Raw genomic sequence first — 22,579 nt, 5'->3', positions numbered from 1 at the left:
CCACCTGCTTCGGCCCTTGGGGCCGAAGCGTTCACTTACTTACGCGTGGAGGGCGCGGCTGTATTGGTGGACTTCATCGACCAATTCAGCTACAGCTTCTGGCGGAGTGAAGCGGGAAATGCCATGTCCCAGATTGAACACATGGCCGCCCTTGCCCACCGGACCAAACGCATCCAGCACCCGGCGCGCTTCCGTGCGAATGGCGCTTGCACCGCCAAACAGCGCCATCGGATCCAGGTTGCCCTGGAACGCGACCGAGTCGCTCGTGCGGCGGCGTGCCGCTGCCAGGTCCACGGTCCAGTCCAGACCCACCGCGTCGCTGCCACAGGCCGCGATGTCTTCGATCCACTGGCCGCCGCCCTTGGTGAAGACGATGACCGGCACGCGCCGGCCTTCGTGCTCGCGGGTCAGGCCGGCCACGACCTTCTTTGTGTAGGCCAGCGAGAACTGCTGGAACAGGCCGTCGGCCAGCACCCCGCCCCAGCTGTCGAACAGCATCACAGCCTGAGCGCCGGCGGCGATCTGGCCATTCAGGTATTGCAGCGTGGCTTCGGCATTGACTTCGAGAATGCGATGCAGCAGATCGGGACGCGAATACAGCAGGGTCTTGATGAGGCGGTAGTCGTCGCTGCCCTTGCCTTCGACCATGTAACAGGCGATGGTCCACGGGCTGCCGGCAAAGCCGATCAGCGGCACCTTGCCGTCAAGATCGCGCCGGATCGTGCTGACCGCGTCGAACACGTACCGCAGCTTGTCCATGTCGGGCACCGCCAGGCGCGCGACGTCTTCCTCGGTGCGGATGGGATGCGCAAAACGCGGGCCTTCGCCTTCGGCGAAGTCCAGGCCAAGGCCCATCGCGTGCGGCACGGTCAGGATGTCCGAGAACAGGATGGCCGCATCCAGGTCGTAGCGCTCCAGGGGCTGCAGCGTGACTTCCGAGGCATAGTCCGGATTCTGCGCCAGCCCCATGAACGAGCCTGCACGCGCACGCGTCTCGCGGTACTCGGGCAGATAGCGACCCGCCTGGCGCATCAGCCAGATGGGGGTATAGGGCACGGGTTCGCGCATCAGGGCGCGCAAGAACACATCGTTCTTCAAACGGGGAGCAGACACGGCTAACCTCGATGATCGGAAGCCGTGAGTTTACTTCCCCTGGCTGACAAGGCGGGCCGCGCCCGCACTGGCGGGGTTGAGCGGGCGCAATGGGTAGAAGCTGCGGACGTTCGGGCTGTTACGCCTTAGCCCGTTTCGTGCATCCGCGCCGCAGCCTGCGCCGCCTGGCGGTACGGTGCGGCTTCGATTCCGTGTTTACGCATCAGCGCCCAGAACGCGCGTCGGTGCTTGGCGCATGCGCGGGCGGCCTGCGCCACATTGCCGCCGTGACGAGACAGCGCGTGACGAATGTATTCGCGTTCGAAGCCATTCACCACCTGCGCCTTTGCCGCTCGGAACGTTTCTGGCGCGGCTCGCCGGTATTGGTGCCGCAAGCTGCTCAAGGCCTGCTCGACGATATCGGCGGGGACTTTGGGACGTGCGGCTCCCGCGCGAGATGCGTGGGGCGAAGGCGCCGCGTGCTCGGCGCAGTGCGCGTCCGGGTGTTCACCCAGATAATTGACCGGGTGCTCATGGACACTGCCGGCCGCGCCAGCACCCGTTAAAGCGCCCGGCGGTGCACCGCGGCGAGCCAGGCGGATCAGCCGCACGCGCAGGCTTTCCACGCACACCGGCTGCGAGATGAAGTCGGCCGCGCCCAGGCTGAGCAGATCCAGAATGGCCGGCGCCTTGACGTCGTGGATGAGCAGCAAAATGGGCGTGGACAGCGCGTTACGCGCCTGCTGCAAAGCCATGCGGGACCACGCAAGGGAGTACGGTGCCACGGGCAGAATGCATGCGTCATATCTCCGCAAAGACAGCGCCTGCCGAGCCAGGGAATCCGGCGGCGCGGCGTCAAGCCCCTGCGGCGCCAGGGACACCGGATGCAGCCGCACGCGCGTCAGCCTGGCCTGATGGCCGGCGATCCAGGCGCCCATCGTCGTTTCATGACCGGGCGCCAGCAGCACCCCGCAATCCAGCACGTCTCGCATGCCTTCCTCGTTTGCATCGCAAAACTGAAGGCTACTGTTGCAGCCCCGCACCGACTATTCGTAGTGAACGCATTGCGGCAGGCCGCTACGAGGCGACGCGCTGCGGGCGCGCGCACGGTGGGCAAAATATCAGACTCATTCAGGTGTCAGACACCATGCAATAAGCAGAAATGAAAAAAGCGGCCCGGAGGCCGCTTTTTTCAACGCCGGGACAAGCCCGGCAACCGCATTGCCGCTTAGTGCGAGCGGCCGCCTTGGCGCAGCTTGCGCGCCGCGATGGCTTGTGCAGCCAGCATGGCGAGCTCGGCTTCGACGACAGCGATGTCAGCCTTGTCCTTGGCGTTGGCCAGGGCCAGTTCGGCCTTCTGGCGCGCTTCCAGGGCGCGGGCTTCGTCGAGGTCGGCGGCACGGATAGCCGTGTCGGCCAGGACCGTCACGCTGCCCGGCTGAACTTCCAGGATACCCCCGGCGACGAAGATGTTTTCCTCGCCTTGGTCGGCACGAACGATCTTGACCGTTCCGGGGCGTATGCGCGAGATCAGCGGGGTGTGGCCGGGCAGAATGCCCAGTTCACCCGACTCGCCAGGCAGAACCACGAACTTCGCCTCGCCGGTGAAGATCGCTTCCTCTGCGCTGACCACATCCACATGCAGGGTAGCCATATCGGTTCCTTATTGCAGTTTCTTGGCCTTCTCGAAGGCCTCGTCGATCGAACCGACCATGTAGAACGCCTGTTCCGGCAGGCTGTCGCACTCGCCGTTGACGATCATCTTGAAACCACGGATGGTTTCGGCCAGCGGAACGTACTTGCCGGGCGAACCGGTAAACACTTCGGCGACGTGGAACGGCTGCGACAGGAAGCGCTGGATCTTACGCGCGCGGGCCACGGCCTGCTTGTCTTCCGGCGACAGTTCGTCCATGCCCAGAATCGCGATGATGTCGCGCAGTTCCTTGTAGCGCTGCAGCGTCTGCTGCACGCCACGGGCAACGGCGTAGTGCTCTTCGCCGACGACTTGCGGGTCGAGCTGACGGCTGGACGAATCCAGCGGGTCGACGGCCGGGTAGATACCCAGGGCGGCGATGTCACGCGACAGCACGACGGTCGAGTCCAAATGCTGGAAGGTCGTGGCAGGCGACGGGTCGGTCAAGTCATCCGCAGGGACGTACACGGCCTGGATCGAGGTGATCGAGCCGGTCTTGGTCGACGTGATGCGCTCTTGCAGCTTGCCCATTTCTTCGGCCAGCGTGGGCTGATAACCCACGGCGGACGGCATACGGCCCAGCAGTGCGGACACTTCCGTACCGGCCAGGGTGTAGCGGTAGATGTTGTCCACGAAGAACAGGATGTCGCGGCCTTCGTCGCGGAACTTCTCGGCCATCGTCAGGCCGGTCAGCGCCACGCGCAGACGGTTGCCGGGGGGTTCGTTCATCTGACCGAACACCATGGCGACCTTGTCCAGAACGTTCGACTCTTCCATTTCGTGGTAGAAGTCGTTGCCTTCACGGGTACGCTCACCCACGCCGGCAAACACCGACAAACCGCTGTGCTGCTTGGCGATGTTGTTGATGAGTTCCATCATGTTCACGGTCTTGCCCACGCCGGCGCCGCCGAACAGGCCGACCTTACCGCCCTTGGCGAACGGGCAAACCAGGTCAATAACCTTGATGCCGGTTTCCAGCAGTTCCACCGACGGCGACAGTTCGTCGAAACGGGGAGCGGCCTGGTGGATGCCACGCTTTTCTTCGTGGACGATGGGGCCGGCTTCGTCGATGGGACGACCCAGCACGTCCATGATGCGGCCCAGCGTGCCGGTGCCGACGGGCACCGAGATCGGGGCGCCCGTGCCGGTGACCTTCATGCCGCGGCGCAGACCGTCGCTGGAGCCCAGCGCAATGGTACGCACCACGCCGTCGCCCAGCTGTTGCTGCACTTCCAGCGTCAGACCCTTTTCGGCGAACGAGGAACCCTCGTCGGCCAGAGTAAGCGCTTCATAGATCTTGGGCATCTGATCGCGGGGGAACTGAATATCCACCACGGCGCCAATGCACTGAACGATGGTTCCGTTGCTCATGTCGATTCCTTGCTTGATAGCTTTTGACGGGATGCTGCCTGCCTCAAACGGCGGCAGCGCCCCCTACGATTTCCGAAATTTCTTTGGTGATCGCGGCCTGACGGGTCTTGTTGTAGACCAGTTGCAGATCGCCGATGACCTTCTTGGCGTTGTCCGACGCCGCCTTCATGGCGACCATCCGGGCCGACTGCTCCGAAGCCATGTTCTCGGCCACGGCTTGGTACAGCAGGCCTTCAACGTAACGCTGCAGCAGGTCGTCGATCACGCTACGGGCGTCGGGTTCGTAGATGTAATCCCAGCTGTATTCCGACTTCACTTCCGAGGTCTTGGCCAGGCTATCGGCGCCCGTCTGGTACGGATCTTCCAAACCGCTGGCCAGCGGCAGCAGACGCAGGAACAGGGGCTCTTGCTTCATCGTGTTGACGAAGCGGGTCGAGGCCACGTACAGCGCGTCGATACGGCCTTCCAGGTAGGCGTCCAGCTGCACCTTGATCGCGCCCAGCAGGCGGTCGAGTTGCGGCTTGTCGCCCAGTTGCACTTCCTGGGAAACCAGTTTGGCGCCGATACGGGTCAGCACACCCACGCCCTTGTTGCCGAAAGCGGTCGCTTGCACGGCGATGCCGGCTTTCTCGAACTCTTTCAGCTTGCCCAACGTCACGCGGGTGATGTTGGTGTTCAAGCCGCCGCACAAACCCTTGTCGGTCGTCACCATGACCACGCCGACCGCCTTGATTTCGCGTTCGACCAGGTACGGGTGGCTGTACTCGGGATTGGCCTGCATCAGGTGCGCAGCAATCTCGCGCACCTTGGTGGCGTACGGACGGCCTGCACGCATCCGCTCCTGCGCCTTGCGCATCTTGGATGCGGCGACCATTTCCATCGCCTTGGTGATCTTGCGCGTGTTTTGCACGCTCTTGATCTTGGTTCGGATTTCCTTAATTCCGGGCATTGCGCTTTCCTGTGAAGACTGGCCGATGGGTTCCGCTCGCGCCTCAACCATCCGGGAAGGATGGGTGAGGCGCCTGCGACGCCTAACCCATCACTTTCTTAAAAAGCACCGTGCTTCTTGAATTCCTGAACGGCGGCGGCCAGTTCGGCCTCGTCGTCCTTGGACAGTTCCTTGGTGTCTTCGATGCGCTGGATCAGAGCAGCGTGCTTGCTCTTGAGCTGATCCTTCAGCGACTTCTCGAACGACAGCACTTGGGCCACGTCCACGTCATCCAGGTAGCCGTTGTTGACCGTGTACAGCGTGACGGCCAGTTCCCACACTTGCAGCGGCTGGTATTGCGGCTGCTTGAGCAGTTCAACGACGCGCTTGCCGCGCTCGAGCTGGCGACGGGTGGCGTCGTCCAGGTCGGAGGCGAACTGCGCGAAGGCGGCCAGTTCACGGTACTGCGCCAAGTCGGTACGGATACCGCCGGACAGCTTCTTGACGACCTTGGTCTGGGCAGCGCCACCGACGCGCGACACCGAGATACCGGCGTTGATTGCGGGGCGGACACCGGCGTTGAACAGGTCGGTTTCCAGGAAGATCTGGCCGTCGGTGATCGAGATCACGTTGGTCGGAACGAAGGCCGACACGTCGCCTGCCTGGGTTTCGATGATCGGCAGCGCGGTCAGCGAGCCGGTCTTGCCCTTGACGGCGCCTTCGGTGAACTTCTCGACGTACTCTTCGTTGACGCGAGCAGCACGTTCCAGCAGGCGCGAGTGCAGGTAGAACACGTCGCCCGGGTAGGCTTCGCGGCCCGGCGGACGGCGCAGCAGCAGCGAGACCTGGCGGTATGCCCAGGCTTGCTTGGTCAGATCGTCATAAACGATCAGGGCGTCTTCGCCACGATCGCGGAAGTATTCGCCCATCGTGCAGCCGGCGTAGGCGGCCAGGTACTGCATGGCGGCGGAGTCGGAAGCCGAGGCGGCCACGACGATGGTGTATTCCATCGCGCCGTGTTCTTCGAGCTTGCGAACGACGTTGTTGATCGTCGAAGCCTTCTGGCCGATAGCGACGTACACGCAGGTGACGCCCTTGCCCTTCTGGCTGATGATCGTGTCGACGGCCACGGCGGTCTTGCCGGTCTGGCGGTCGCCAATGATCAGTTCGCGCTGGCCACGGCCGATGGGAACCATCGAGTCGATAGCCTTGACGCCGGTTTGCAGCGGTTGCGACACCGAGCGGCGGGCGATAACGCCAGGCGCCACTTTTTCGATGATGTCGGTTTCCTTGGCGTTGACCGGGCCCTTGCCATCGATGGGCTCGCCCAGCGTGTTGACCACGCGGCCTTTCAGTTCCGGACCGACCGGAACTTCCAGAATGCGGCCGGTCGTCTTGACCTGGTCGCCTTCGGAAACGCCGGTGTAGTCGCCCAGAATAACGGCGCCGACGGAATCACGCTCGAGGTTGAGCGCCAGACCGAAAACGTTGTTGGGGAATTCGAGCATTTCGCCCTGCATCACGTCGGACAAGCCGTGGATGCGGGTAATACCGTCGGTCACGGACACGACGGTGCCCTGAGTACGGACATCAGCCGAAGCGCCCAGGCCCTCGATGCGGCTCTTGAGCAGTTCGCTGATCTCGGAGGGATTGAGTTGCATATTGACTCCTGGAATCCTGTTAGTAGCCTTAAGCGGCGAGCTGATCGCGCATGCGGACCAATTGGGCTTGTACGGAAGTATCGAGCACCTGGTCGCCGACGGCCACGCGCACGCCGCCGATCAACGACGGGTCGACGGTAACGCTGGGCTTGAGCTTGAGGCCGAATTTTTGTTCGAGCGCGCCGACCAGATCCTTGACCTGGGCATCGCTGAGCTCGAACGCGCTGGTGATTTCCGCCTGCGCCGTGCCTTCGTGACGATTCCGCAGCGCGACGAATTGCGAGGCGATTTCGGGCAGCAGCAGCAACCGGTCGTTTTCGACCAGCAGCTCGATGAAATTACGGGCGGCCTGCGGCAAATCGGCCTTCATCAGGCCGGTAAACAGTTCGACGCGCTGCTTGTCGCCCAGACGCGGGTCGGCCATGGCCTCGCGCACGTCGGGGTTGGAGGCGACCTGAGCCATTACGCTGACCAGGTCGGCCCACGCCGGCAGACCGGCCTTGTCGTCGCGCGCTGCGCTGAAGAGCGCTTCAGCGTAGGGCCGGGCAACAGTGGAAAGTTCAGCCATGACGGTCCCGGATTAGAGCTGCGCGCGGAGCTGGTTCAGCAGCTCGGCGTGTGCGCGGGCGTCAACCTCGCGCTTGAGGATCTGTTCAGCACCCTTGACGGCCAGCGCGGCGACGTCGTCGCGCAACGCTTCGCGGGCGCGCTGGACTTCCTGCGCGGCATCCTGAGCTGCCTGCGCCACAATGCGGGCGCGTTCGGCTTCCGCTTCGCGGCGGGCCTGCTCGATCAGGGAGGCAGCTTGCTTCTCGGCCTCGATGATGCGTGCGTGGTTTTCGGACTTGGCAGAAGCCTCGATCAGACTGACGCGCGCCTGGGCTTGAGCCAAGTCGGCTTTGCCCTTCTCGGCGGCGGCCAGGCCGTCGGCGATTTTTTGGCGGCGCTCGTCCATCGCCTTCGTCAGGGGAGGCCACACGAATTTCATCGTGAACCAGCCCAGAACGAAGAACACGAGCATCTGGAAAATGATCGTCGCGTTCAGATTCACGGTCGTTCCTTTAACACCTTGCGGCTCCGACCGCACCCGGAAAGGGGCGTCGCGGAGCACTCGATACTTTGCTGATCGGCGATGGAGCCGTTGCTCTCATCGCCGCCAGCGTCATGACCCACCTATTTGCCGGCGGGCGGTGCCTTAGCCGACGAACGGGTTGGCGAAGGCGAACAGCATGGCGATACCCACGCCGATCAGGAATGCCGCGTCGATCAGGCCAGCCAGCAGGAACATCTTCGTTTGCAGAGCGTTCATCAGTTCAGGCTGACGAGCCGAAGCTTCCAGATACTTGCCGCCCATCAGTGCGATGCCGATGCAAGCGCCGATAGCGCCCAGACCGATGATAAGACCGCAAGCGAGGGCAACGAAAGCGACGTTGGTCATGACAACTCCTTGGTTAGAAATCTGAAGTCAAAAATTGAAAAATGAGAGGTACAGCTCAATGCAAGATAATCTTGCTATCCGATGCCGGCCGGATGGCCGACACCGGAAATTCGGGGGATCAGTGGCCTTCGTGAGCCTGGCCGAGATACACCAGCGTCAGCATCATGAAGATGAAGGCCTGGAGCAGAACGATCAGGATGTGGAAGATTGCCCAGATCGAGCCGGCCAGGATGTGGCCGATGCCCAAGCCGATGCTGGCGCCGTTGAAGCCGGTCCAGGCGCCGCCCAGGAGGGCGATCAGCATGAAGATCAGTTCGCCGGCGAACATGTTGCCGAACAACCGCATGCCCAGCGACACGGACTTGGCGGCGTATTCGATCAGGTTCAGCAGCAGGTTGAACGGGGCCAGCACGATGGCGCCCAGGCCATGCGCATGGAACGGCGCGGTGAACAGTTCTTTGACGAAACCGCCCGGTTGCTTGATCTTGATGCCGTAGTAGAACATCAGGAGCAGCACGCCCAGCGACATGCCCATCGGCACGTTCAGGTCGGCGGTCGGCAGAATGCGGTGGTAATAGAGCGGATCGCCGTGCTCGGCACCCAGACCGGTCAGGCGCCAGATGGAGGGCAGCAGGTCGACGGGCAGCAAGTCCAGCGCGTTCATCAGGATGATCCAGAGGAACACGGTCAGGGCCAGCGGGGCGATGAAAAGACGGCTCTTGGCGTTGTGGACGATGCCCTTGGCCTGGTCGTCGACCATGTCGACGATCATTTCCACGAAGGCCTGGAAGCGGGAAGGAACGCCGCTGGTGGCGCGGCGCGCGGCGCGCCACAGGAAGAAAATGACGATCAGGCCCATCAGGCCGGACCAGAACAACGAGTCGTAATTGATGATGTCGAACTGAGCAATAGCGCTCTGTTTCTCACCGGTATTGTTCAGATGCACCAAGTGATGCTGAATATACGCGGATTGAGGCGACACGTCGCTGGCAGCAGCCATTTGAACCTATCCTATTTGCTGTATGCCCGGTCCTTGCGAACCGGACGATTCCACGATTTCGTTTGCCGCAACTTACTCGGCGCTAAGACAGCCTGCGGAACATCAGAAGCAGGAGATAGCCTTTCAATGTGAGTATCAGACCGAGCAACGCGGCAGGCCACACAAGCCAGTCCTGCGTCACACGCGAAAGCAGCCACAACAGCAATGCCGTTGCGAACAACTTGATCAACTCACCAGAGAGAAAGGTAAAGGGACTGGCCTTACCGGCCCGAACGCTGACAGCCAGGCGCAATGCGAACAACGCATTGGGTATGAAATACGCTCCTGCCCCCGCCAGCGCCGACCAACCTGCCGCCGCCCCTCCGACAACCCCCGCTATTACTGCTGCTGCGAGCCCCATGGCGCCTTGCGCCGCCAATGCCAACAAGAGCCCACGGCTCGCTTGAGCATTCAGCGCCGCGCGATCCGCGTCACTGAGTACCAGAACTTCCACCACGTCCAGATCGATCGAATCCTGATCCAGACTGGGCTTCGGACCGAGTTTCTGCCCCTGCATGGAGTTCTGCTGCATCAAACTTCCCCGCTTAACCTGGCCCTGAGGGAACCGACGCGCTTTTTTAGGCGCATGTTTCTTATCCCGCAAGCGTCAAACCCGCAGAGTATAGCTTGGTTTTTTGCACCCTAGCAAATGAACTTTCGGCCGTTTGTAAGGTGGCAACAACGCCCCCTCGGGTCGGCAAAATTGGGGACGAGCGAGGGGTCGCCATTGTGCCCCCACCGGCACGCACCCGCCATGAAAAGGCGCGCGGCCCCTTGATGGAGACCGCGCGCCTTATGTGCCTGCCGGGCCTTAGTCTTCCTTGACCGGCGGCGGTGCCCACTGCCCGTCCAGCGCAGAGTTCTGCGGCGCATACAGGCGCATGCTGAGCACGAACGGGCCATCGGCGGCCGGCGTGCTGACCCAGTTGGCGCGCTTGGACTCGCCCGGGTCACGGCGCTGGACGTAGATGTCGAGCGAGCCGTCGGCGTTGTACTTCAGGCCGTCGGTGCTGCGGATCACGTAGCGGTTGGCCGGGTTTTCGGCGAAGCCGTACTTGCTGTTGTAGACATGCAGCGACCAGAGCTGTGCCGGGGGCAGCTGGCCCTTGTCGAAGTGCAGCACGTAGTCTTCGTTCGAGTCCAGCGGACGGCCCTTCGAATCAGACACGGTGACCGGATACAGCACGTCTTCCGGCGTCGGCGCGCCCAGGCCGGCATAGGCGATGGCGGCGCGGCGCGTGTAGTCGGTGCCGTAGGTGCCGATGCCGGTCAGCACCGTGTTCCAGCCGTTGATCGGGGTAGCCAGGCGCGAGACGTTGTCGGCGATGCGGCGGCCCGCCAGCGGTTGCGCATCCGAGAGGGCCTGCTGCACGGCCGGGCTCAGGCGGCCATACGAGAACGGCTGACGGTCATCCAGGCCGATGCGGCGCATGCGGTCCAGCATGGGCGTGTCGTTGGCATGCGGCGGGTTGTTGCGCAGCGCGTCGAAGAACACGGCAAAGAAGGAGGCGGCGTCCATGCCCGCGACCTGCTCGGCGGGGGTGCCATCGGGGACCGTCGTGGCCGGGGCCGGCATGGGCAGGGTGCTGCCGATGGGCGCGGTGCCGACGCCCGCACCGGTTTGCGGGAAGGCGTTGCCGGCATTGCGGCCGCGCGGCGCGCTGGCCGGCGTGACGGGCACGAGCAAGGGCCGCGCGGTCATGCCGGCCTGGATCTGGTTGACGGCGGCATAGTCCTGCGGACCGCCGGTCTGCGTCCAACCGATCAGCCAGCCCGTCGAGGTCGGGCTGCGGATCACGTCGACGCCAGCCGGCACGGTGCCGTTCCAGTGCGGCCCGACGATGGCGAACGACTGGGCGCCTTGGCCGTTGGTACGCGTGCCGCGCGAGGCGAAGACGTCGCTCCACATATCCAGCGCGGACAGCACGGTATAGCGGCCGCCGGTGTCAGGCAGGTTGATGATGAGCGGAGCGCGCGAGACGTCGAACCACAGGCTGGAATACAGCGCGTCGGCACTGGGCCACGGCGCGTCGGTCGCGCGCGGGTCGGGGAAGGCGGCCTTGTGACCGAACTGATTCATCGGCGCCTTGCCGTCCAGCGGGCTTTGCACCGCCGTCGCCTGGCGGCGCGCCAGTTCCATGAGCACCATGGGATAAGCATAGACATAAGCGTCGATGGCGGTATCGCGCAACTCCGCCTCGTTCATCCGCGGCGCGGCGGCCTGGCCGGCCGGATACGGCGTCTCGGAGACCAGCCGCAGCGTGGACTGCGGCGATTGAGCCTGGGCGACGTTGAGAAAGCAGACGCTGAGCGCGCCGGCGAGCGCAGCCGTGGACAGCCGGCGGGTAGCGGTAGGTATACGCATGCAAGGCTCCTTCTTGATTTTGTTTGCAATCGAGCCGCCGCGCGGGACTTGCCAGTGTGGGGCAAGCCGCTCTGGCGCGGCACCTCGGGATGACGCTCAATCAGGATAGGGCCGAAGTCTGCAACAAGGTGCTAGCCAGAAGTTTCAAGGCGAAACCTGGGGATTGCCCGCAGATGGCCATGAAAAAGCGCGCCGTCATAGGGCGCGCGGGGCAATGAAAGGCCTGCTGTGGATGCAGGCCCGGGCGTAACAAGGATTAACGGTGTTTGAAGTCAGGTTTGCGCTTTTCGGTGAAGGCGGCCATGCCTTCCTTCTGGTCTTCGGTGGCGAAGAGCGAGTGGAAGACGCGGCGCTCGAACAGCAGGCCTTCATTGAGCGAACCCTCGAACGCGCGGTTGACGCATTCCTTGGCCATCATGACGGACGGCAGCGACATGGAGGCGATGACGGTGGCGGCGTCGATGGCTTCTTCGAGCAGCTTGTCGGCGGCAACCACGCGCGAGACGAGGCCGGCGCGTTCGGCTTCCTCGGCGCCCATCATGCGGGCAGTCAGCGCAAGGTCCATGGCCTTGGCCTTGCCGACGGCGCGCGGCAGGCGCTGCGTGCCGCCGGCGCCGGGGATGACGCCGAGCTTGATTTCGGGCTGGCCGAACTTGGCGGTGTCGGCGGCGATGATGATGTCGCACATCATGGCGAGTTCGCAGCCGCCGCCGAGCGCGTAGCCGCCGACGGCGGCGATGACGGGTTTGCGGATGCGCTTGAGCGTTTCCCAGTTGCGGGTGATGTATTCGCTGCCGTACACGTCCATGTAGGACCAGTCTTTCATGGCGCCAATGTCAGCGCCCGCGGCGAAAGCCTTTTCGCTGCCGGTGATGACGACGCAGCCGATTTCGGGATCGGCTTCGAACGCGAGCAGCGCGGCGCCGAGTTCATCCATGAGCTGATCGTTCAGCGCGTTGAGCGCCTTGGGACGATTCAGCGTCAGCAGGCCGACTCGGCCCCGGGTTTCGACCAGTACAAACGACTCGCTCATGAATGTCTCCGGTAATAAGATATGAGCCATGAAAAAAATTGATGACGTACCGCCCATACTTTACCGCCTTGCGCCGCACGATCCCGCCGGCCACCGCTACCGGATAACCCTTACGATCGCATCGCCCTCGCCCGCGGGCCAGCGCCTGTCGCTGCCAGCGTGGATTCCGGGCAGCTATCTGATCCGCGACTTCTCGCGGCAGATCGAGTCGCTGGCCGCGTATTCGGGAACGCGGCGGGTGAATGTCGACAAGACAGACAATCACACGTGGCAGGCCGCGCCTTGCGAGGGGCCGCTGCGCATCGAGTACACGGTGTATGCGTGGGATCTATCGGTGCGCGGCGCGCATCTGGACGAGACGCACGGGTTCTTCAACGGCACAAGCGTGTTTCTGCGCGTGCAGGGCCAGGACCATGAGCCCTGCCTGGTGGACCTGGCCCCGCCGCGGGGCATCGATGGCTGGAAGGTGTACACGAGCCTGCCGGAAGCGGCGGGTCATAAGGGCGCGGCGCGGCGGCATGGGTTCGGGCTGTATCTGGCGCCGGACTATGACGCGCTGATCGACCACCCGGTGGAGATGGGCACACCGCAGGTGTCGCGGTTTGTGGCGCACGGCGCGGAGCACGAGCTGGTGTTCACGGGGGTTGCGCCGAATCTGGATCTTGCGCGGATCACGGAAGACGTGAAGAAGATCTGCGAGACGCAGATTGCGTTTTTCGAACCGCGCACGAAGCGGGCGCCGTTCCTGGACAGCGCGGATCGCTATGTGTTCATGACGATGGTGACGGGCGACGGCTACGGCGGCCTGGAACATCGCGCGAGCACGGCGCTGATGACGGCGCGCAAGGACCTGCCTGTGCTGGGCCAGCAAGGCCAGGGCGATGGCTACCGGGGATTCCTGGGGCTGGTGAGTCACGAGTATTTCCATACGTGGAACGTGAAGCGCATCAAGCCGGATGTGTTCGCGCCTTACGATCTTTCGCAGCCGGATCTGACGCGGCTGTTGTGGGTGTTTGAGGGCTTTACGTCCTACTACGACGATCTGCTGCTGCTGCGCTCGGGCGCGATCACGCGTGCGGATTATTTGCGACTGCTGGGCAAGACGATCACGAGCGTGGCGCGCACGCCGGGGCGGCATAAGCAGTCGGTGGCTGAAAGCTCTTTCGATGCCTGGACGCGGTATTACAAGCAGGACGAGAATTCGCCGAACGCGCTGGTGAGCTATTACACGAAGGGCGCGTTGGTGGCGCTGGGGCTGGATCTGCTGATCCGCGATGAATCTTCTGGCGCGCGTTCGCTGGATGACGTGATGCGGTTGTTGTGGGAACGCTATGGGCGGGATTTCTATCGGGGCAAGCCGCAGGGGTTGCCGGAGGATGGATTGCCTGCGCTGATCGAGGAAGCGACTGGCGTGGATACGCGGCGCTTCATTGCTCGCCATGCTTACGGGACGGCGGATGTGCCGTTGGCTGATTTGCTCGAAACGCAGGGTGTGAAGCTGCAGTGGAAGGCGTCGGCCAATATTCCGTCATTGGACGTGCGGACGCGCAAGCAAGGTGAGTCGCTGACGCTGGCGACTGTTCTTGAAGGTGGGGCTGGGCATAAGGGTGGGTTGTCAGCTGGCGATGTGCTGGTGGCGATCGATGGGTTGCGGGTGGATGCGCCGGCGGGGTTGGAGTTGTTGTTGGCGCAGTACCGGGCTGGGGATCGGGTGAATGTGCATGTGTTTCGGCGGGATGAACTTCGGGAGTTTCGGGTGCGGTTGAGTGGGCCTGAGGCTTCGGAGTGTGTGTTGGTTTGACGTCTGGGACGGTTCCGTGGCTTCTCGAGGTTTGAGTTCTTGAGGCGTCCGGCACGGTGGCGGCCCGGGGTGCGCGGGGCCACGATTGCGGTCCGGAGCCTTCGCTCCGGACTTCCCCTTTGTCATCCTTGTATGGTGTGAATGCGTCTTTCGAAGAAGAAAGACGCTGGGGTGAGGGACGTCGTCAACCATCAGCCGGTTGCACCCGGACTGCCACTACGAGAGCATCCCACCCCGCCTCACGCGTCGATAAGGAATCTAGCGGCCGAGACCGCCGATTGATCGCAAGGTAACGCCCGAGGCGTGGCTACCCCAGCGGACTTAACGTATCGCAGGGAGAGCTGTCATGCAAACTTCAATCGTTTTTATTGGGGTCGATGTCGGCAAGTTTGAGCTTCAAGTAGCCGCGTCTGACGGAGAGATCGTGACGGGCGTCTTGCCCAACAATCGCTCCAGCATCGTGGGCTGGTTAAAGCGTCTGCCGGCCACTAGTGTGATCGCCATGGAAGCGACAGGAGGCTATCAAGAGCTCCTGGCTCGTACGGCGCATGAGCGCGGATTTGAGGTTTATGTCCTTAATCCGACCCACGTCCATCATTACGCAATCTCGTTGGGGAATCGCGGCAAGACAGATCGATTGGATGCCGCCGTCATCGCGCAATACATCGCGCAGCATCAAAAAAAACTGCATCGTTACGAACCAATATCTCCAGAATTGCAGGAAGTCAGAGCACTTCAGGCGCTGAGATCGACGGTGGTCCGTGTAGGCACATCCTTGCGTTTGTCGGCACAGCGACATGGTTGCGTAAGCAGCCATCAGAAGAAGGCACTCGCAAGTTTGACGGCTTGGTCAGAGCAACTCGAACGGGAAATGATCGCCAAGATTAAGGCCCAGAGTGACTGGGCCAAGACATACGGTCTGCTGACCGGCATCTGCGGCATAGGACCGATAACCGGCGTTGCCCTGACGAGCTTGTTCAGCCGGATCGAATTTGCCAGCAGCGATGCGGCGGTAGCCTTCTGTGGCCTGGATCCGAGGCCGAACGAATCCGGAAGAAAAGTTGGTCGGCGCCGGCTAAGCAAGCAGGGCGATAAAGCGGCGAGGACATTGCTCTACAACGCGGCTAGCTCAGCGGCGCGCACGGAACAATTCAAGGATTACTACGCCATGCTCAGGGCTCGAGGGCTGGCCTCGACTGCGGCCTTGGTCATAATCGCCCGCAAACTCCTGCGGATCGCGTACGGGGTATGGCGAACAGGTCAACCCTTTGATTCAGAGAAATTGCGACCAGCAATTGCTTGACCAAGACCATAGAATCTCGTCCTCGCCTTCGGCGACTCCTACGGATTCCCTCGGGCTTATCGACGCCCCGCGCGCCCCGGGCCGCCACCGCACCGGACTCGATCAGTAGAAATCTTCAGGTCGCTGGGACGGTCAGTGTGCTTGGCATTTTTGTGCAGAGCATTTCGGGCCAGCAGCATCTTGCGGAGCCCGTCTCCGTTCGGCCGCGCGGGCGGCCTCCGTAGACTTACGCGGCGTCTTACGGCGTGGCGATGACGCTTCGCGTGTGGCTGCTTGTGGGTCGGGGTGGCTGGCATCCACGGGTTTACACACGTGAATTTGTAGGACCGATTCGGGTGTCTGACACCCGCAATTTCGTAAGACCGGATGAGGTGTCTGACACCGGCAGCGGCCGCCGCTCTCGCCGGGTGCATGCAGAGATGGCAATGACCCTCAGTTGAACTCCAGTGCCCGATGGGCGGCGCGTACTGGTCGGCAAGTTGTGGCTGAACGTCGCCGCGCCGACCATCACCGCCCCTCCCCCCGTGACGGCGGGCCATTAGCAAACCAACCGTCATCAGCGCGCAAGCGATCACCGCCACGACGCACTACCGACCCGATGCCGGGTTGCCGCCGTCCGGGCGGCAGCAACCCGGCGGCCCCGCAGATCTCCTGCCCTGAACACAGGTCTTGTAGCGCGCAAACCAAAAACCCTAGCAGCACGGCGTCGCGGTCACCGTGGGCACGATCGCCGTCGATGCGCCCGACGGAATCCGTCGGAGTCGCCGCAGGCGAGGACGAGGATGAGGATGGGGGGGGCCGCCTAGGCAAGTCCGGAGCGAAGGCTCCGGACCACAATCGTGGGCGATCGCCTCCCCGGTGACCGCGGCGTCGGGCGACCTACGAAGATCTGTCGCCCCTCAATTCACCTTAGCCCCAGACACCTCAACCGCCCTCTTCCAAGTCCCCAACTCCCGCTCGATATGCGCCCCAAACTCCCCAGGCGTAGACCCCACCACCTCATACCCATAACCCGCCAACTGCCCCTTCAACGCAGGCACCGCCACCGCCTCCGCAATTCCCTTGCTGATTGCATCAACCACCGCCCCCGGCGTGCCCGCCGGCGCCAATATTCCGTACCAGCCGTTGACGACGAAGTTGGGGACGGTTTCTGCGACGGTGGGGACGTCGGGCAGGAGCGGAGAGCGGTGTTCGCCGGTGACGGCGATTGCCTTCAATTTGCCGGCCTGCACTTGCGGCAGCGAGGTCGAGATGCTGTCGAACATCAAGGACACTTCGCCGCCGAGCAGTGCCACGACGGCGGGGCCGCTGCCTTTGTAGGGGACGTGCATCATGTCGGCGCCGGTCTGGTTTTTGAACATCTCGGCGGCGAGGTGGCTGGTGTTGCCGTTGCCGGCGGACGCGAAGCTCAGCTTGCCGGGGTTGGCCTTGCCGTAGGCGATGAGTTCGCTGACGGTGTTGGCGGGTGTGGCGAGCGGGGCGGCGACGAGCATGGGCAGCGTGGCGACGAGGGAGACCGGCGCGAAATCCTTGCGGGTGTCGTAGGGTAGCGAGGGATAGAGGCTGGGGTTGATGGTATGCGCGGCCAGCACCATCAGGAGCGTGTAGCCGTCGGGCTTGGCGCGGGCGAGTTGGGCGGAGGCGATGGCGCCGCCTGCGCCGGGCTTGTATTCAAGGACGACCGGCTGGCCCCACTGCTTCTGAAGTTCTGCGCCCAGCGGGCGCGCGAGCATGTCGGCGCTGCCGCCCGGCGGGTACGGGATCAGCAAGGTGATGGGCTTGTCGGGATAGGTTGGCGCGGCGTGGGCGACGGCGGCCGCGCCGAGGCACAGCGCGGTTGCCGATATGGCGGCCAGAGTTAAACGAATCATCGGTAGCTCCTTTGCCCGGCGCCGGGCGGACGTGAAGACATCGTCAGTGGTGACGCAGGAATGGCCGCGCTTTTCAGTCGTCTGAACGAAAGACGGCACCGCCGCGCCAGCTACCCTTACTCGTATCGCGGCACACCCGCGTCATCCACGACGATCGTTCGCGGCGCTTGCGGAAAGTGCAGTGGCGCGTCGGTGACCGCGCGCAGGAACGCTTCGGTTACGCCCGCCTTCATCGCGTGCACCTCCAAACCCACTGGCATGACGTCGATGACGGCAAGGTCCGTATAGATGCGTGATACCACGCCTTTGCCGGTGAGCGGATAAGTGCATTGCCGCAGGATCTTGGGCGTGCCGTCGCGGCCGCGGTGTTCCATGGTGACGAGCACCTGCTTGGCGCCCACGGCCAGGTCCATTGCGCCGCCGACGGCGGGGATGGCGTCCGCGGCGTCGGTCTTCCAGTTGGCGAGGTCGCCGCGTTCGGACACCTGGAAGGCGCCGAGGACGGCGTAGTCCAGGTGGCCGCCGCGCATCATGGCAAATGAGATGGTGTGTTCGGTGATGGACGCGCCTTGCAGCAAGGTGATGGGCTGGCGGCTGGCGTTGATGAGGTCGGGGTCGACGTCGTCGCCGGCAGCGGCGGGGCCCATGCCGAGGATGCCGTTTTCGCTATGCAGCAGAATTTCGCGGCCGCTGGGCAAGTAGTCGCCGACGAGGGTCGGCATGCCGATCCCGAGGTTGACGATGGCGCCGTCGGGAATGTCGCTGGCCAGAAGCTGCGCGATCTGCTGGCGGGTCAGGCCGATGATGTCTTGCATGTCAGGCCTCCACGCGCACGACGGATTTCACGAAGATGCCCTGCGTCATGATCTGTTCGGGCACCAGCGCGCCGAGCGGCACGATCTCGTCGACCTGCGCGATGGCGTGTTTGGCGGCCATGCACATGACGGGATTGAAGTTGCGCGCGGCATGGCGGTACATGAGGTTGCCCCAGCGGTCTCCCAGATGCGCGCGGATGAGCGCGTAGTCGGCGCGCAGCGGCTGTTCGAGCACGTATCCGATGCCGTCGATGACTTCCTGGCGCCGCCCTTCTGCCAGTTCGGTGCCGTAGCCGGTGGGCGTGTAGAACGGCCCGAGCCCTGCGCCGGCGGCGCGCAGCCGTTCGGCCAGGGTGCCTTGCGGCACGCATTCCAGTTCGACCTCGCCGGCGCGGTAGGCGCGGGCGAAGGCGTCGGAGTTGGGTGGGCGCGGGTGTGAGCAGATGATCTTGCGGACCTGCTTGCGCACCAGCAACGCGGCGATGCCGCGTTCGAAGGTGCCGGCGTTGTTGGAGATGATGGTGAGGTTGCGCCGGTCCAGCTCGGCCAGGCAGTGCAGCAGTTCATACGGCACGCCCGCTTCGCCGAAGCCGCCCACCAGCACGGATGCGCCGTCGGGAATGACGGCCACGGCCTGCGCCATGGATTCCTGAATCTTGTCGATCACTTATTGCTCCTGCACGAGACCGGCGGCGTCCACGATGCTTTTCCAGCGGGCGCGTTCCTGGTCGATGAAGGCCGCGAACTCCGCGGGCGTGTTGCCGCCGGCCTGGCCGCCCATGGCCTTGAAGCGTTCGCTGATCTCGGGGCTGCGCACCACGTCGCGCGTGGCGGCGTAGAGCTTGTCGATGGCGTCTTGCGGCGTGCCGGCGGGCGCGACCAGGCCGAACCACGCGGTAACCACCATGTCCTTCACGCCAGCCTCGGCCATGGTGGGCACGTTCGGCAATTCGGCGAGGCGCTTGTCGCTGGTGACGGCCAGCGCGCGCAACTTGCCGGCCTGGATGTACGGCATGGAGCTGGGCAGGTTGTCGATCATGAAGGTGAACTGCTGCCCGAGCAGCGCGGCCACGGCGGGGCCGGCGCCTTTGTAGGCAACGTGCGTGCCGGGGATGCCGGCGCGCTGCTTGAACATTTCGGCGGACAGGTGCGGCGACTGGCCTGAGCCGGAACTGCCGAAGGACACCTTGGTGGGGTGCTGTCTGACCTGCGCCAGCAGATCCGCCACGCTGCGGGCGGGCGAGGCCTCGTTGACGACGAGCACGTTGGGCACGGAGATCACGAGCGTCACCGGCGCGAAGTCGTCGGGCTTGTAGGGCAGCGTCTTGTAGAGCGCGTAGTTGATGGCGTTGGGGCCGATGTTGCCCATCAGCAGCGTGTAGCCGTCGGGCTTGGCGCGCGCCAGCGCCTGCGCGCCGATGATGCCCGCAGCGCCGGCCCGATTCTCGACGATGACCTGCTGGCCGAGCTTGGCGGCCAGCTTGTCGGCGATGAGGCGCGCCGAGATGTCGGTGGTGCCGCCCGGCGCGGCCGGGATGATGAGGGTGATGGGCCGTTCAGGCCAGGCGGCCTGCGCCGGGTTCGCGATGGCGATGGCCATCGCGCTGGCTGCCAGCCAGCGATGCGCACACATCATGCTTGTCTCCCTGCGTGACCATTGATTGGTCAACTAATGCGCATGAGTGTGGGCGCGCCGGCGCCAAATGCCTATTCTGGAATCCGGAGGTGCGGCTTCGTCTGCGCTGAAGTGCGCATCCGGGGCATTACGCCCCCGCCCTCTCCCAGCGCCTTTGGATGGCCTTGGCCGCGACCACGCCGTCGGCCATCGACGTCACCACGCAGGGGTGCATGCGGTGCGCGACCTCGCCGATGGCGTAGATGTCGGGCACGCTGGTTTCGGCGGTGGCGAAGTCGGTGCGGATGTAGCCGCGCTCGTCGCGCGCGAGCCGCAGGTCGTCGGCAAACGCGGCCTGCGGTTCCCAGCCGTAGAAGACGAGGATCAGGTCGTACTGGCGGCCGTCCACGCTGCGCGCGGCCGGGTCGACCTTGTAGGGACCGATGTGCACGCCATCGGCCCCGGCGCGCGTCACCCATTGCTGTTGGGCGCGCACGTTGCGGGCGTAGAGATGGACGGTGCGCGCGCCGCGGTTGCGCACGTAGACGAAGTTTTCAAACGCGTTGTCGCCCCCGCCCAGCACGGCGACCGACAGGCCGGAATAGTCCTGCGCGACGATGGGCGAGCCGGGGCCGATCAGCACGCCCGGCCAGGACGCGCCCGGCGGGTGGTCGGGCAGCCCCTTGGCGCGCACGCCGGAGGCGATGACCAGGGTGCGGGCGCGGGCCAGGGTTTCCTGGCCGTCCGGGCCGGTAAGCGTGGCTTCGATGCCGCCCTTGCAGGGCCGCACGCCGGCGACCCGGGTTTCCAGCCGCACGGGCACGTTGGCGGCGCGCACGCTGGTGTCGATGTTGGCCGCCACCTGCTGGCCCGTCACGCCGGGCAACACGGCGATCCAGTCGTCGGCAAACGGGTTGTCATTGCCCAGCCCGCCCAGGCGGGCGCTGGCCTCGACCAGCAGCGGCGACAGGCCCAGCCGGGCCAGCCAGAGGGCGCAGGAGGCGCCGGCCGGGCCGCCGCCTACAATGACCGAATCGTGCATCTGTTGCATTTCACCCCTTATTGACTGCGCCGGCGCCTTGCGGGCGCCCGGACATGGCCGGATTGTAGCCAGCGCGTCCCCCCCATCCGCCGTCCCCTTACAATTCCGGCTATTCCACCCAGGTTTTCATCATGCCCACTCGCCGCATCATTCTTTCCGGGCTCGCGCTCGACGCCCGCATCGGCATCCTCGAACACGAGCGCCGCGCCACCCAGCCCCTGCACGTCGATGCCGAATTTGACGTCGACATCCAACGCTCGGTGGACGACCACGATATCCACAGCGTGCTGGACTACCGCCGGCTGCGCGAGGCCATCGTCGAGGAATGCACGCAGGCGCACGTGAATCTGATCGAAACCCTGTCCGAACAAGTGGCGGCGCGCCTCTTGGCGGACTTCCAGGAAATCCGCGCGCTGCGCCTGCGCATCAGCAAGCCCATGGCCTTCTCCGACTGTGCGGCGGTGGGCGTGGAAATACAGATCAATCGCTGACATGAACGATATCGCTTCCCCCGCCGTGCAATTTCGCACGCCCGCCGACGAAAAGGCCCGCCTCGAAGGCAACAAGCTGACCAAGCGGCTGGCGCGCGAGACCACGCGCGCCCTGTCCGACTACAACATGATCGAGGAAGGCGACCGCGTGATGGTCTGCCTGTCCGGCGGCAAGGATTCCTATGCCATGCTGGACATCCTGCTGCAGCTTCAGAAGCGCGCGCCGTTCAAGTTTGAACTAATCGCGGTGAACCTGGACCAGAAGCAGCCGGGCTTTCCCGACCACATCCTGCCGCAGTATCTGAAGCAACTGGGCGTTCCCTTCCACATCGAGACGCAGGACACGTATTCGATCGTGACGCGCGTGCTGGAAGAGGGCAAGACGATGTGCTCGCTCTGTTCGCGGCTGCGCCGCGGCATTCTGTACCGCGTCGCATCGGAACTGGGGGCCACGAAGATCGCGCTGGGCCATCATCGCGACGACATCCTGGCCACGTTCTTCCTGAACCTGTTCTACGGCGGAAAAGCCAAGGGCATGCCGCCCAAGCTGGTGTCCGACGACGGCCGCCACACGGTCATCCGCCCGCTCGCGTACGTGGTCGAGTCCGACCTGATCGCCTACGCCGAGCTCAAGCAGTTCCCCATCATTCCGTGCAATCTCTGCGGCTCGCAAGAGAACTTGAAGCGCAAGGAAGTGGGCCGCATGATCAAGGAATGGGACAAGCAGCACCCGGGCCGGTCGTGGAACGTGTTCAACGCGCTGTCGCGCGTGGTGCCTTCGCACCTGATGGATCGCGACCTGTTCGACTTCGTGGGCTTGAAGCCCACGGGCGTGCCGGACGCCAATGGCGACACGGCGTTCGATACGGTCGACCCGACGGACGAGGCGGACGATGCCTGTGGCGATACGCCGCCGGCGCTGGAGCCGGGCGCGATCATCGAGAAGAAGGTGATGTTCTCGCGCGGGTGATGCGCCGCCGGCAAGGCGAACCACCCAAGTAAAAATGGGGCTGCGACAGGC

Annotated in this window: 22 protein-coding genes; 4 read left to right on the top strand and 18 right to left on the bottom strand. The window is 64.1% G+C overall.

All coding sequences use genetic code 11. The features are described from left to right. Nucleotides 1–39: 39 nt before the first annotated feature. The 13 genes from hemE to CLM73_RS02095 form a co-directional block, all read right to left on the bottom strand. A complete protein-coding gene (hemE, locus tag CLM73_RS02155) occupies nt 40–1,113 on the bottom strand; it encodes a uroporphyrinogen decarboxylase (protein ID WP_105237124.1) in 1,074 nt (357 codons plus the stop codon). Nucleotides 1,114–1,238: 125 nt separating this feature from the next. After that, nucleotides 1,239–2,060 (bottom strand): helix-turn-helix domain-containing protein, encoded by an 822-nt coding sequence (locus CLM73_RS02150; RefSeq protein WP_234015794.1) that lies wholly within the window; start codon nt 2,058–2,060, stop codon nt 1,239–1,241. A 260-nt stretch (nt 2,061–2,320) separates the two neighbouring features. Beyond that, nucleotides 2,321–2,746: a F0F1 ATP synthase subunit epsilon gene (locus tag CLM73_RS02145; RefSeq protein WP_056327609.1), complete on the bottom strand. Its 426-nt coding sequence runs from the start codon at nt 2,744–2,746 to the stop codon at nt 2,321–2,323. Nucleotides 2,747–2,755: 9 nt separating this feature from the next. Then, complete coding sequence (gene atpD, locus CLM73_RS02140) at nt 2,756–4,156, bottom strand: F0F1 ATP synthase subunit beta (protein ID WP_105237123.1); 1,401 nt, start codon at nt 4,154–4,156, stop codon at nt 2,756–2,758. Between the two features lie 43 nt (nt 4,157–4,199). Next, nucleotides 4,200–5,105, bottom strand: a complete 906-nt coding sequence (gene atpG / locus CLM73_RS02135; RefSeq protein ID WP_105237122.1) for a F0F1 ATP synthase subunit gamma — start codon at nt 5,103–5,105, stop codon at nt 4,200–4,202. A gap of 98 nt (nt 5,106–5,203) precedes the next feature. Beyond that, entirely contained in the window at nt 5,204–6,745 is a 1,542-nt protein-coding gene (gene atpA, locus CLM73_RS02130) for a F0F1 ATP synthase subunit alpha (protein WP_105237121.1), read from the bottom strand. A gap of 28 nt (nt 6,746–6,773) precedes the next feature. Next, the gene (locus CLM73_RS02125) at nt 6,774–7,313 is read right to left on the bottom strand and encodes a F0F1 ATP synthase subunit delta (protein ID WP_105237120.1); all 540 of its coding nucleotides are present in this window, start codon (nt 7,311–7,313) and stop codon (nt 6,774–6,776) included. Between the two features lie 12 nt (nt 7,314–7,325). Next, entirely contained in the window at nt 7,326–7,796 is a 471-nt protein-coding gene (locus CLM73_RS02120) for a F0F1 ATP synthase subunit B (protein WP_008167494.1), read from the bottom strand. A gap of 144 nt (nt 7,797–7,940) precedes the next feature. Then, nucleotides 7,941–8,183, bottom strand: coding sequence for a F0F1 ATP synthase subunit C (gene atpE, locus CLM73_RS02115; RefSeq protein WP_003815363.1), 243 nt, complete (start codon nt 8,181–8,183; stop codon nt 7,941–7,943). Nucleotides 8,184–8,301: 118 nt separating this feature from the next. Further along, the gene (gene atpB / locus CLM73_RS02110) at nt 8,302–9,183 is read right to left on the bottom strand and encodes a F0F1 ATP synthase subunit A (RefSeq protein ID WP_056564907.1); all 882 of its coding nucleotides are present in this window, start codon (nt 9,181–9,183) and stop codon (nt 8,302–8,304) included. An 82-nt stretch (nt 9,184–9,265) separates the two neighbouring features. Then, nucleotides 9,266–9,679, bottom strand: a complete 414-nt coding sequence (locus tag CLM73_RS02105; RefSeq protein WP_105241347.1) for an ATP synthase subunit I — start codon at nt 9,677–9,679, stop codon at nt 9,266–9,268. A gap of 354 nt (nt 9,680–10,033) precedes the next feature. Further along, nucleotides 10,034–11,587: a DUF1254 domain-containing protein gene (locus tag CLM73_RS02100; protein ID WP_105237119.1), complete on the bottom strand. Its 1,554-nt coding sequence runs from the start codon at nt 11,585–11,587 to the stop codon at nt 10,034–10,036. 256 nt (nt 11,588–11,843) lie between these two features. Next, entirely contained in the window at nt 11,844–12,620 is a 777-nt protein-coding gene (locus CLM73_RS02095) for an enoyl-CoA hydratase (protein ID WP_105237118.1), read from the bottom strand. Nucleotides 12,621–12,648: 28 nt separating this feature from the next. On the opposite strand from CLM73_RS02095, the gene CLM73_RS02090 reads away from it, so the two are divergent. Then, complete coding sequence (locus CLM73_RS02090) at nt 12,649–14,421, top strand: M61 family metallopeptidase (RefSeq protein ID WP_105237117.1); 1,773 nt, start codon at nt 12,649–12,651, stop codon at nt 14,419–14,421. A 346-nt stretch (nt 14,422–14,767) separates the two neighbouring features. Continuing rightward, nucleotides 14,768–15,724 carry an IS110 family transposase gene (locus tag CLM73_RS02085; protein ID WP_105237116.1) on the top strand — a complete coding sequence of 319 codons (957 nt, stop codon included), beginning with the start codon at nt 14,768–14,770 and terminating at the stop codon, nt 15,722–15,724. Nucleotides 15,725–16,623: 899 nt separating this feature from the next. On the opposite strand, the gene CLM73_RS02080 is transcribed toward CLM73_RS02085, so the two are convergent. The 5 genes from CLM73_RS02080 to CLM73_RS02060 form a co-directional block, all read right to left on the bottom strand. Further along, nucleotides 16,624–17,595 (bottom strand): tripartite tricarboxylate transporter substrate binding protein, encoded by a 972-nt coding sequence (locus CLM73_RS02080; protein ID WP_105237115.1) that lies wholly within the window; start codon nt 17,593–17,595, stop codon nt 16,624–16,626. Nucleotides 17,596–17,711: 116 nt separating this feature from the next. Beyond that, on the bottom strand, nt 17,712–18,410 hold the full coding sequence (locus tag CLM73_RS02075) for a 3-oxoacid CoA-transferase subunit B (protein ID WP_105237114.1): 699 nt from the start codon (nt 18,408–18,410) through the stop codon (nt 17,712–17,714). 1 nt (nt 18,411) lies between these two features. Continuing rightward, nucleotides 18,412–19,077 carry a 3-oxoacid CoA-transferase subunit A gene (locus CLM73_RS02070; protein ID WP_105237113.1) on the bottom strand — a complete coding sequence of 222 codons (666 nt, stop codon included), beginning with the start codon at nt 19,075–19,077 and terminating at the stop codon, nt 18,412–18,414. Beyond that, nucleotides 19,078–20,046, bottom strand: coding sequence for a Bug family tripartite tricarboxylate transporter substrate binding protein (locus tag CLM73_RS02065; protein ID WP_105237112.1), 969 nt, complete (start codon nt 20,044–20,046; stop codon nt 19,078–19,080). It abuts the gene before it with no gap. A 127-nt stretch (nt 20,047–20,173) separates the two neighbouring features. Then, on the bottom strand, nt 20,174–21,076 hold the full coding sequence (locus tag CLM73_RS02060; protein WP_105237111.1) for an NAD(P)/FAD-dependent oxidoreductase: 903 nt from the start codon (nt 21,074–21,076) through the stop codon (nt 20,174–20,176). 122 nt (nt 21,077–21,198) lie between these two features. Here CLM73_RS02060 and folB point away from each other — a divergent pair, with 122 nt between their 5' ends. Together folB and ttcA are read left to right on the top strand one after the other, a co-directional pair. Further along, nucleotides 21,199–21,558: a dihydroneopterin aldolase gene (folB, locus tag CLM73_RS02055; protein WP_056565007.1), complete on the top strand. Its 360-nt coding sequence runs from the start codon at nt 21,199–21,201 to the stop codon at nt 21,556–21,558. A gap of 1 nt (nt 21,559) precedes the next feature. Continuing rightward, nucleotides 21,560–22,528, top strand: coding sequence for a tRNA 2-thiocytidine(32) synthetase TtcA (gene ttcA, locus CLM73_RS02050; RefSeq protein WP_105237110.1), 969 nt, complete (start codon nt 21,560–21,562; stop codon nt 22,526–22,528). Nucleotides 22,529–22,579: the final 51 nt, after the last annotated feature.

This window comes from Achromobacter spanius (assembly GCF_002966795.1).
Taxonomy (GTDB): domain Bacteria; phylum Pseudomonadota; class Gammaproteobacteria; order Burkholderiales; family Burkholderiaceae_B; genus Achromobacter; species Achromobacter spanius_D.
The sequence above is the reverse complement of the archived record's forward strand: the minus strand, read 5'-3'. Positions and strand labels throughout refer to the sequence as shown.